Raw genomic sequence first — 11145 nt, forward strand, 5'->3', positions numbered from 1 at the left:
CCCGCGTTGTCAGCCCGATCGGGAAGCGGCTCACTTCCGTACGGCCAGCACCCGGTGGAAGGGCGTCTGCGCCACCGACTCGAACTGCGAGAAGCCGGCGGCCGAGGTGATCTCGCGGATCTTGGCCGGACCGGCTTGGGTCCCCAGCGCCAGGCCGACCTCCTGCGACAGCGACGCCGGGGTGCACAGGAGCGTCGAGAACCCGTAGTACGCCCGCCCGACCGGGTTGAGGTTGTCCTCGACACGGTCGCCGGCCATCGGCTCGACGATCATCCACACGCCGTCGTCGGCGAGGGCACGGTGCACGTGCCGGGCGGCGCCGACGGGGTCGCCCATGTCGTGGAGCGCGTCGAACGTCGTCACCACGTCGTACGGGGTCTCGTCGAGCTTCTGCGCCGACGTCGCCTCGAACCGCACCCGGTCGGCGACGCCGGCGGCCTCCGCCCGTTCGCGCGCGACGTCGATCGACGCCGCGTGGTAGTCCGAGCCCACGAACCTCGAGCGAGGGAACGCCTCGGCCATGAGGATCGTCGACGCGCCGTGCCCGCAGCCGATGTCGGCGACCGTCGCGCCGTCACGGAGCTTGTCCGCCGCGCCCGCGGCCGGCAGCCAGTCGTCGACCAGGTGGGCCAGGTAGCTGGGACGGAAGAACCGCTCGCAGCCGACGTGGACGTCCGAGTTGTGCTCGTGCCAGCCGAGACCGGCCGAGTCACGCGCCGCCTCGACGATGTGCGCCGAGTCTGCGACCGTGCCGAGCGCGATCTGGAACAGGCCCGGCAGGAAGGCCGGGCTGGACTCGTCGGTGAGCGCGATCGCGTGCTCGGCAGGGAGCACGTAGCGGCCGGTGTCTGGCTCGTACCGGACGAAGTCCCCGGCGGCCTGCGCGTTGAGCCACTCCCGGGCGTACGGCTCGGCCGTCCCGGTGCGTTCGGCGAGCTCCGACGGTGTGAGTGCGCCGCCGTCGGCCAGCGCGCGGTAGTAGCCGAGCTTGTCTCCGAGCACTACCAGGGCGGCGTTGAGCGTCGCCCCCACCTCGTCGACTGCCCGGAAGACGAACCCCATCAGGACGCCTTCGTCGATCGGCTCTGTGTCGATCTGTGCGGTCATGTCACCCTCCTAGGTGAGCTGTGCGATGCCGTGAACGCTAGGAGCGGGCAGCGGCCCGTCGCATCAGGTGACCCCCCTGGTCCCAAACCGGCCCGGCACGGCCTCGCGGATGGCTAGCCTCGGAGCATGCTCGTCGGACGAGCGCGGGAGTCGGCCGCGATCGCGGACCTGCTGGCGCGCGCTCGGCGCGGGTCCAGCGGTGTCCTCGTCGTCCTCGGAGAGGCGGGGATCGGCAAGTCGACGCTGCTCGACCAGACGCGTGAGACCGCCGCCGATCTGCACGTCCTCGCGGCCGCTGGCGCCGAGCCGGAGCGCGACCTGCCGTTCGCCGGGCTGGCGCAGCTGCTCCGTCCGGTGCTCGGCCACCTCGACACGCTGCCGGCGGTGCAGGCCGACGCGCTCGCGCAGGCGCTCGCCCTCCAGCCCGGGGAGCGGGGCAACGGGCCGGCGGGCCCGGGCGAGAGGTTCGCGGTCTCCGCGGCGACCCTGGGGCTGGTGAGCCGTGCGGCCGAGGACCACCCGCTGCTGCTGCTCGTGGACGACCTGCACCACCTCGACCGGCCGTCGGTCGACGCGATCCTGTTCGCCGCACGCCGCCTCCTCACCGACTCCGTCGCGGTCGTCCTCGCGGCACGGCCCGGCGAAGGGGTCGACGAGCTCGTGGCCGATCTCGACCGGCTCGACCTGGGCGGCCTGACGCACGACGAGTGCCGTACGCTCGTCGCCCCGCGCGGGCTGTCGTCCACGCAGGTCGACCGGCTGCACGTCGTCAGCGGCGGCAACCCGTTGGCGGCGCTCGAGATGGCCCGCCGCCCCGACCTGCTGGCGCGAGACCTCGGTGCGGTGCCGGTGCCGCGGCTCATCGAGCAGGCCTTCACGGGCCGGCTGGACGCTCTGAGCCCTCCCGCACGGACCGCGCTGACCGTCGCCGCGCTCGCGGGTGACCTCGACCTCGCGACCGTCGGGAGAGCATGCGCGGCAACAGGGAGCGACCTCGACCGCCTCGCCGAGGCCGAGGAGGCCGAGCTGGTCGAGGTGGGGCCCGGCCGGGTCCGGTTTCTCCATCCCCTGATGCGGGCGTCGCTCGTGCAGGCGACCGCCCCTGCGTTGCGGCGTCGCCTCCACCGCACCCTCGCGGAGGTGCTGCCCGCCGGTGATCTCGACCGGCGCGCGCTCCACATCTCCGCGTCGACGATCGGGGCCGACGCGGACGCGGCGACGGTGCTCGACGAGGCGACCGCCTCAGCGGCCCGCAGGCGCGCGTACGCGGTCGCCTCGGGCTGGGGCGAGCGTGCGGCGCACGCGAGCGCCGATGCGGGCGAGCGCGCCCGGCGCCTCACGCTGGCGGGGGAGCACGCCTGGCTCGGCGGCCTCGCGGACCGCGCGCTCGAGATCTTCGGTGAGGCGGTCGCCGCGGCGCCGGACGAGCAGGCGCGACGCCGGGCCCTCGCGCTGCGCGGCGTGGTCAGCGCGAGGTGCGGCTCGCTCGTCGAGGCGCGTGACCTCCTGCTCGAGGCGTCGCTCCCGATCTCTGCCGACGACCCCGATCTGGCGGTGCTCCTGCTCGCCGAGGCGGTGTACGCCTGCGTCTACCTGGGCGATGCGGCGGCCGTCCGTACCGTCCTCACGCGGCTCGACGCCTACCAGGACAGGACCGAGCATCCACGCAGCCGGATCCTCGGTGACCTCGCCGCGGGCATCGGCCGCGTGATCATCGGCGAGGGAGACGCAGGAGCCGAGCGGATTCGGCGGGCCGTGTCGGCGTCGGGCACCGGTGACCTCGTCGACGACCCGCGCTGGCGGGCCTGGGTGCTGCTCGGCCCGATGTGGCTGCGCGAGTCGGGCGAGGCGAGGGCGCTGGTGGAGGCGGTCGTGACCGACGCGCGCGAGCAGGCGGCCGCAGGAACGTTGCCCTTCCTGCTGTTCCACGCGGCGCGCGACGACGCGGCGACCGACCGCTGGACCTCGGCGGAGGCGGCGTACCGCGAGGCGATCGCCCTCGCCCGCGAGTCCGGCCAGCGCACCGACGAGGCGATCTCCCACGCGGGCCTCGCCTGGCTGCTCGCCCGTCGCGGTCGTGAGGACGAGATGCGGGCGGAGGCGGAGGAGGCCGAACGCCAGTGCGTGCGCAGCCGGCTCAACTTCGGTCGTACGTGGCTGCGGTTCGCGTGGGGCGACCTCGCCGCGGGCCTCGGCCGGTACGACGACGCCGTCACCTCCTACCGCGACCAGCAGTCCCTCGTACGGCACCTCGGCGTCGACGATGCCGACCTGTCACCGGCGCCCGAGCTCGTGGACTGCCTCCTGCGGGTGGGCGAGGTCGGCGCCGCGCACGCGGAAGCGGTCGCGTTCGAGGCGCTCGCCGACGCCAAGGGCCAGCCCTGGTCGCAGGCCCGCGCACACCGGGCGGTCGCGCTCGTCGGGATCGACCCCGAGGAGCGGTACGAGGCCGCGCTGGCGCAGCATGCCCACAGCCCCGACACGTACGAGCGGGCCCGGACCCAGCTGGCGTACGGGGCTTATCTGCGGCGCGCGCGGCGGCGGACCGAGGCTCGGACGGTCCTGCGCGAGGCGCTCGACACCTTCGACCGCCTCACGGCCGCCCCGTGGGCCGAGCAGGCGTCGGCCGAGCTCGCGGCCACAGGGGAGCGCGCGCAGCGCCGCGCGGTCGGGGCCGAGCAGCCGCTGACGCCCCAGGAGCTGCAAGTGGCCCGGTTGCTGGGCGACGGACGGACGACGAGAGAGGCGGCCGCGGCGCTCTTCCTGAGCCCCAAGACCGTCGAGTACCACCTGCGGCACGTCTACATCAAGCTCGGGATCTCCTCGCGCGCCGAGCTGGCCGAACGGCTCAGTGAGGACGCCGAGCTGCGGCAGTGAGGGTGGCTCAGCTCGCGCGTCGCTGGGCGACGAGCAGACCGTCGCCCACCGGCAGCAGCGCCGGGAGGAACCGCTCGTCGTCGAGCAGCGCCTTGCCGAGCTCGCGGATGGCCACCGTGTCCTCGTCGCGACGCGCCGGATCGGCGACGCGGTCGTGCCAGAGCGCGTTGTCGAACGCCAGCACGCCACCGGGGCGCAGCAGGCGTACCGCCTCCTCGACGAAGAGCGGGTAGTCGCGCTTGTCGGCGTCGACGAACACCAGGTCGTAGCCGCCATCGGCGAGCCGGGGCAGCACGTCGAGCGCGGAGCCGGAGATGAGTCGGAAGCGGTTGGGAGCGATGCCTGCCTCGGTCAGCGTGGCACGAGCCAGACGCTGGTGCTCGGCCTCGCGGTCCACCGAGGTGAGGACGCCATCAGGGCGCATCCCGCGCAGCAGCCAGAGACCGGAGACCCCCGTGCCGGTCCCGACCTCGACGACGGCTCCGGCGCCGGAGACGGAGGCGAGCAGCCGCAGAGCGGCGCCTCCGCCCGGTCCGATCGGGGCGACGCCGACCTCGTCCGCACGCGCGCGAGCGTTGAGCAGGTGCTCGTCCTCGATGACGAACTCCTCGGCGTAAAGCCAGCTCTGCGGTGTGATCGCGGTGGCGATGACGAACTCCTCTCGGACGCCGGGACACCCGGCACTGCGCCACAGCCTAGGGCATCAGGACGGTCCGGCCGGGCACCGTGGACCGGAACGACAGACGTGGCGTCCCGCGCTCCGACGGCGTGTGAGATGCGCCACGTCGGGCCGCAGAAGAGCGGATCGGCGTCATAGGGAACCTCCAGGGCCGTCTCATCGTTGTCTCAGATTGTTGGGAGACGATCAGGGTCCGACCAACACAGGAGGTCGTCAGACGATGGGCACGACCACGCAGCCCGCCGACACCCAGCCCTCGAACGACGGGGGCGTCGGCACCTGGGAAGAGATCGTGGAGCAGCACTCCGCGCGTGTCTTCCGGCTCGCCTACCGCCTCACCGGCAACCAGCACGACGCCGAGGACCTCACCCAAGAGGTCTTCATCCGTGTGTTCCGCTCCCTCGAGTCGTTCAAGCCCGGCTCCTTCGAGGGTTGGATCCACCGCATCACGACGAACCTGTTCCTCGACCGCGTTCGCCGGAAGTCGAAGTTCCGCTTCGACCGCTTCGCCGAGGGCGCCGAGGAGCGCCTGACAGCTGCCGACCCCTCGCCCGAGCGGGTCTGGAACGACGCGACGCTCGACGCCGACGTGGAGGGCGCCCTGGCGGCGCTGCCCGACGAGTTCCGCGTCGCCGTTGTCCTCTGCGACATCGAAGGACTGTCGTACGAGGAGATCGCCGACGTCCTCGGGGTCAAGCTCGGGACCGTCCGCTCCCGCATCCACCGCGGGCGCAAGCAGTTGCGCGTCTCCCTCGAGCACCGCGCGCCGTCCGGCTCCCGGACCCGGTTCGCCGGCCCTCTTGACCCGGTGGTGGCGCCGCGCTGATGGCACACCTGGGAGATCGCGTCGCCGCCTTCGTCGACGGGCAGCTGCCCCCCGACGAGGCGGAGCGTGCCCAGGACCACCTCGCGGCCTGCGAGGCGTGCCGCGAGGCCGTGCTCGCCCAGCGCACGCTCAAGCGCCGGATGACCGGGCTCGGGGCGGCTGCGCCGACGCCGTCCACGAGCCTGCTGTCGGCGCTGTCCGACCCGACGCGCCTCGCTGCGGCCGCGCCCCCTTCACGCCTGCACCTGCTCTTCGACCACGCCCTCCTGCGGGCGTCGATCGCCGCGTCCGGCGCCTCGGCCGTGCTGGTCGGGCTCGCCTACGTCGTGGGCGCGCCCCACGCTCCCGTGGACACCGTCCTGCCACCGGTCGACCGGTTCGTCGCGCAGTTCCGCGGCGAGGCCGATCCCGTCCAGCAGACTGTCCGCTCCGCGACCGACCCCGGCACGGAGGTCTCCCTGGCGATCGCCCCGGGGCATGCGATCGCTCCGGCGAGCACCGATTCCGCCGAGGCGGTCTCGCTCCTCGAGCAGGCGCTGGGGTCCGCGGTCAGCGTCCGCCTCCTGGCCCACCGCTACGACCTGTCCGTCGCGCCGTCGGACGTGCCCGGGCGCACCGAGGTGGTCGTTGCTTCTGCCGGCCACCGCATCGCCTCGTACATCCTCGACGATGTCGAGGGGCGGCTCCAGCGGGTCGTGCGCTACGCGCAGTCGGCGCGCGACGACGCGGCGCTGCGCGCGATCTTGCCCGTCTCGCGAGAGACGGGCGTGCAGGCCGCCATGCTGGCGATCCCGGCGTCGGTGGACTCCGTCGTCGAGGATGCTTCCGACGCGCAGGCGTCCCGCGAGGCGGCTTCCGGCGAGAGCGCCGTCGACGGGACGCCGATGAGGGCGTCCCTCGCCGATCGGATCGATGCGGCCACGATCCACGAGCTCGCCTCGGTCGGGTGGCCGTGCCACGACCGGCTCGGCACCGCGCTCGAGCGCGTCTCCGCCCGCTGGGTCGATCTCGCCGGCGACAAGGCGATCGCTCTCACCTACACGGACGGCGTCTCGACCCTCACGGTCTATGAGCAGAACGGCGCGCTCGACGACAGCGCCACCGCGGGATTCCAGCACAGGAACGTCGCAGGGACGTCGGTGTGGGTCCGGCCGGGGACGCCGTCGGTCGCCACCTGGGACTCGCAGGGCATCGTCTTCACGGTCGTCACCGACGGCCCTGTCGACCGCCTCCGCGAGGCGTTCGACCACCTGCCTCAGCAGCCGCGTCGAGACGGCGCGCTCGACCGCGTCCGTACGGGGCTGGCCCGGCTCACGTCCTGGGTGACCCCGGGCGAGAGCCCGACGCGCTGATCAGGTCGCGTCGACGTCGAACGGCGGCGGCTCGCCCGGCTCGAGACGCTTCTGGGCCGGCGACGCCGTCGTTCCTGACGGGGCCGACGGGGTTGCCGACTCGTCGTCGTCGACTGCCCCTTTGACCATCTCGCGCGGGTCGAGGCCCTTGAGCTCGTCGCGCAGCGTCGTGAAGTCATCGCCCATCTCGCGCTGGAGGTCGGACTTCGCGTTGTCGGCCATCTGGCGGACCGTACGGACGAAGCGTCCGAGCTGCCGTGCAAAGTCGGGCAAGCGGTCGGGCCCGAACACCACGATCGCGACGATGGCGATCACGAGGATCTCCGCTACGCCGATGTCGCTGAACATGCGCGAAGCCTAGCCGCGATGAGGCGTACGGTCAGCGACCGGTCGGCGCGAGCCCGAGCTGCATGCCGGCAAGACCGCGTGTACGGCCCGACAATGTCGACGCGATCTGCGTGAGCGCCTTGCCTGCGGGGCTCTGCGGGGCCGAGTCGACGATCGGTACGCCGGCGTCTCCGCCGACCCGCATCTGCTCGTCGAGGGGGATCTGGCCGAGAAGCGGCACGTCGTACCCCAGGCGCTGGCTCAGCGTCGTGGCGACCTTCTGGCCGCCACCGGAGCCGAAGACCTCCATGCGCTCGCCGTTGGGGAGCTCGAGCCACGACATGTTCTCGACGACGCCGACGACGCGCTGGTGCATCATCGAGGCCATCGTGCCCGCGCGCTCGGCCACCGAGGCGGCGGCGTCCTGCGGGGTGGTGACGACGACGACCTCGGCGTTCGGCAGGTGCTGGCCGAGGCTGATCGCCATGTCACCGGTGCCCGGAGGCAGGTCCAGCAGCAGCGCGTCGAGGTCGCCCCAGTAGACGTCGGAGAGCATCTGGACAAGTGCGCGGTCGAGCATCGGGCCACGCCACGCGACGACCTGGTCCTTGCGGGGCTTGAGCATGCCGATGCTCATCACCAGCATCCCGCGGACCGGGACGGGCATGATCATGTCCTCGACCTGGGTCGGACGGGCGTCGCCGACGCCGAGCATGTCGGGGATCGAGTGGCCATAGATGTCGGCGTCCACGATGCCGACCTTGAGGCCCTGCGCAGCCAGCGCCGCGGCGAGGCTGACGGTGACCGAAGACTTGCCGACGCCGCCCTTGCCGGAGGCGATCGCGTACACCTTGGTGAGCGAGCCCGGTTTGGCGAAGGGGATCTCGCGCTGCGTCTGGCCGCCGCGCAGCACCTCTTGCAGGTTCTTGCGCTGCTCGTCGTTCATCACGCCCATGTCGACGACGACGTCGGTGACGCCGGCGACCTTCATGACCGCGGCGGTGACGTCACGCGTGAGGGTGTCCTTGAGCGGACAGCCGGCGACCGTGAGCAGCAGGTGCACGATGACGTTGCCGCCGTCGATGTCGACGCCTTCGACCATGCCGATCTCGGTGATCGGACGGCGGATCTCGGGGTCGTTGACGGTGGACAGCGCGTCGTTGACGGCGTCCGGGTTCACGACGGTCTCTACGGCCATGACATCGATGCTACGTGCGTGGGGGAAGTCACCTCGGCGTCGGGTCGACCTGGCCGTCGGCCTGCTCGTCCTCGGGCCCCGCGAGGCGCTCCTCGATGTCGCTGACCAGCCCGCGCAGCTCCGAGCGCATGAAGTCGCGCGTCGCCACCTCGCCCAGCGCCAGCCGCAGGCTCGCGACCTCGCGGGCGAGGAACTGCATATCGGCGTGCGCACGAGCGGTCTGCTCGCGGTCCTGCTCCTGGGTGACCCGGTCACGGGCCTCCTGCCGGTTCTGGGCGAGCAGGATGAGCGGGGCCGCGTACGAGGCCTGGAGCGACAGCATCAGCGTGAGGAAGATGAACGGGAACGGGTCGAAGCGCAGATCGTCGGGAGCCAGCGTGTTCCAGAGGAACCAGGCGGCGACGAAGACGGTCATCCAGGCGATGAACGTCGCCGTCCCCATGAACCGCGCGAAGCCCTCGGCGAACTTGCCGAACGACTCCGCGTCCATCCGGCGACGGCCCTCGCGCCGCCAGCCCCGGCCGGCCTCGCGGGGCTGGTCGAGACGGACGCGGCGGTCGTCGCGGTCGCTCATCGCGCCACCTCGGACTCGTGGTCGCGCCAGCCTTCGGGCAGCAGCTCGTCGAGGACGTCGTCGACGGTGATCGCGCCGACCAGGTGCTGGGACTCGTCGACGACCGGGCAGGCGACGAGGTTGTACGTGGCGAGGATGCGGGCGACCTCGTGCAAGGAGGTGTCGGGACGCGGCCAGTCGATGTCGTTGACGGCGATCGAACCGACCAGCGACGACGGGGGCTCGCGGAGCAGGTGCTGGAAGTGCACGATCCCGAGGAACCGCCCGGTCGGCGTCTCGACCGGAGGACGGGCGACGTACACGAGCGCGGCCAGCGACGGCGACAGCTCGGGCTCGCGGATGCGGGCCAGGCACTCGGCCAGCGTCGCGTCCGGCGGCAGGATCACGGCGTCGGAGGTCATCAGACCACCGGCCGTGCCCTCCTCGTAGACCATGAGGCGGCGTACGTCGTCGGCCTCCTCGGGCTCCATGAGCGCGAGGAGCTCCTCGGCCGTCGCGAGCGGGAGCTCGGCGATGACGTCGGCGGCGTCGTCGGGCGACATCTCCTCGAGGACGTCCGCGGCGCGCTCGGGATCGAGGCGTCCGAGGATCTCGACCTGGGCGACCTCGGGCATCTCCTCGAGGACGTCGGCGAGCCTCTCGTCGTCGAGCTCGGCGGCGATCTGCGTGCGGCGCTGGATCGGGAGCTCGCGCAGCGCGTTGGCGAGGTCAGCGGGGCGCATCGTGTCCATCGTCGCGAGCAGGTGAGTGGCCCCCTGGGACGGCTGCTCGCCCGCGAGGTCGGCCACGTCGTTCCAGGCCACGACGACCCCGTGGCCCCGGCGGCTGAACCTCTTGGAGCGCTCGCGGACCGCGACGTCGGTGAGATACCAGTCGTGGGTGCGGTCCTGCTCCATCGCGACGTCGTACACGATGCCCTCGAGCTCCTGCGACGGCACGCGGACCGTACGGTCGAACAGCTCGCCGAACACGAGCGTCTCGGTCTGGCGTTGCTCGAACCGCCGGAGGTTCAGCACGCCCGTCGTGATGATCTGGCCACCCTCGAGGGACGTCACGCGGGTCATCGGCAGGAACACGCGTCGACGGCCGAGCACCTCGATCACCAGCCCCAGCACTCGGGGGAGCCGGCCGGCGCTGCGCTGCGTGACGACGACGTCGCGCAGCTTGCCCACCTGGTCCCCCGCGGGGTCGAAGACGGCGTGCCCGGCCAGCCTGGCGAGGAAGATGCGGCTCGTCGAGGTCACGGGGTCAGCCTAGACCCGGAAGCCCCCTCACCCGCGCACGTACGACACCCCGCCACCGCAGTGCGGTGACGGGGCGTCGGATGCTGCCGGGTGAGCGCGAGATCAGCTCTTGCCGCTGGTGGTGAAGATACCGGCCGAGGTGGTGCGCGTTCCCTTGACGACGAAGCGGTACTTGTAGCGCTTCGAGCTGCGGAAGGAGTAGGTCACCTTGCCCTTGCGGTTGAGCTTGAGGGTCTTGACCTTCTTCCACTTGCCGCCGGCCTTGCGCTGCAGGACGACCTTGGTCTTGTAGCGGCCCCACTTGCCGTTGGTGTTGTACTTCTTCAGCGTGATCTTGGCGACCTTGCGGCTGGAGTTGGACCAGCTGCGGATGTTGCCCGACGCGCGGAGGTCGGACTTGATCGCGAAACCGCCGCCGGCGACGCTCGGATCGGTCGCCGTGTAGGTGTTCGTGCCGTCGTACCAGGTGACCCGGACGTTGGCGATGCGGAACGCGCCGCGGCCCCATCCGTTGCGGAACGAGAACGAGGTCTCGGCCCACGTGTAGCCCGAGGACGAGACGTACGCGATCTGGAGGTTGCTCTGCAGCTTGGTCGAGCCGCGGTAGACGTCGGCGTAGACCTTGGCGTTGCCGTACTGGCCCAGCAGGGCGCCGTTGACGACCTGGCCCACGGTGCCAACCTTGACGGTCTTGGTCGAGGCGTTGATCGCCGAGCCACCGTAGCTGTAGCCGACGTTGATCCGAGAGATGTCGAGCGGGCCTGCGGCCGACCGCGCGTTGGCCGACTGCGGGGTGATGTCGATCGCAGCGGACGCCGGCGCGAGCAGGGCGCCCGAGAAGACGAGCGCGGCGCCGGTCATGGTGACCGCGGCGCTCTTGAGGAGGGTCTTCACAGAGGGGGTGCCTTCCTGGGGCAAGACGAATAGTGCGACAGCAACATAACCCATGAAAGGTGCAGGT

10 protein-coding genes are annotated in these 11145 nt (G+C 72.0%); 3 read left to right on the plus strand and 7 right to left on the minus strand.

Annotation, left to right across the window (positions count from 1 at the left end; genetic code table 11):
* Nucleotides 1-30 precede the first annotated feature (30 nt).
* Complete coding sequence (locus HCT63_RS05905) at nt 31-1107, minus strand: class I SAM-dependent methyltransferase (RefSeq protein WP_167001957.1); 1077 nt, start codon at nt 1105-1107, stop codon at nt 31-33.
* Between the two features lie 126 nt (nt 1108-1233).
* On the opposite strand from HCT63_RS05905, the gene HCT63_RS05910 reads away from it, so the two are divergent.
* Nucleotides 1234-3984, plus strand: coding sequence for a helix-turn-helix transcriptional regulator (locus HCT63_RS05910; protein ID WP_167001959.1), 2751 nt, complete (start codon nt 1234-1236; stop codon nt 3982-3984).
* Nucleotides 3985-3991: 7 nt separating this feature from the next.
* On the opposite strand, the gene HCT63_RS05915 is transcribed toward HCT63_RS05910, so the two are convergent.
* Entirely contained in the window at nt 3992-4621 is a 630-nt protein-coding gene (locus HCT63_RS05915) for an O-methyltransferase (RefSeq protein ID WP_167002409.1), read from the minus strand.
* A 262-nt stretch (nt 4622-4883) separates the two neighbouring features.
* Here HCT63_RS05915 and sigE point away from each other — a divergent pair, with 262 nt between their 5' ends.
* Both sigE and HCT63_RS20215 read left to right on the plus strand, forming a co-directional pair.
* A complete protein-coding gene (sigE, locus tag HCT63_RS05920) occupies nt 4884-5489 on the plus strand; it encodes an RNA polymerase sigma factor SigE (RefSeq protein ID WP_208322277.1) in 606 nt (201 codons plus the stop codon).
* Entirely contained in the window at nt 5489-6841 is a 1353-nt protein-coding gene (locus HCT63_RS20215; RefSeq protein WP_208322278.1) for a zf-HC2 domain-containing protein, read from the plus strand. Before sigE ends, HCT63_RS20215 begins: the two co-directional genes overlap by 1 nt.
* Here the strand turns inward: HCT63_RS20215 and HCT63_RS05930 are convergent, their stop codons facing one another.
* From HCT63_RS05930 to HCT63_RS05950, 5 genes are all read right to left on the minus strand, one after another.
* On the minus strand, nt 6842-7189 hold the full coding sequence (locus HCT63_RS05930; RefSeq protein ID WP_167001963.1) for a sec-independent translocase: 348 nt from the start codon (nt 7187-7189) through the stop codon (nt 6842-6844). It lies immediately after the preceding gene.
* A gap of 31 nt (nt 7190-7220) precedes the next feature.
* On the minus strand, nt 7221-8366 hold the full coding sequence (locus HCT63_RS05935) for an Mrp/NBP35 family ATP-binding protein (RefSeq protein WP_167001965.1): 1146 nt from the start codon (nt 8364-8366) through the stop codon (nt 7221-7223).
* 28 nt (nt 8367-8394) lie between these two features.
* Complete coding sequence (locus tag HCT63_RS05940; RefSeq protein ID WP_167001967.1) at nt 8395-8940, minus strand: DUF1003 domain-containing protein; 546 nt, start codon at nt 8938-8940, stop codon at nt 8395-8397.
* Nucleotides 8937-10184, minus strand: coding sequence for a CBS domain-containing protein (locus HCT63_RS05945; RefSeq protein ID WP_243842899.1), 1248 nt, complete (start codon nt 10182-10184; stop codon nt 8937-8939). Before HCT63_RS05945 ends, HCT63_RS05940 begins: the two co-directional genes overlap by 4 nt.
* A gap of 102 nt (nt 10185-10286) precedes the next feature.
* Nucleotides 10287-11078 carry a hypothetical protein gene (locus tag HCT63_RS05950; protein ID WP_167001969.1) on the minus strand — a complete coding sequence of 264 codons (792 nt, stop codon included), beginning with the start codon at nt 11076-11078 and terminating at the stop codon, nt 10287-10289.
* Between the last annotated feature and the right edge of the window lie 67 nt (nt 11079-11145).

This window comes from Mumia sp. ZJ430, assembly GCF_011751845.1.
Lineage (GTDB): Bacteria > Actinomycetota > Actinomycetes > Propionibacteriales > Nocardioidaceae > Mumia.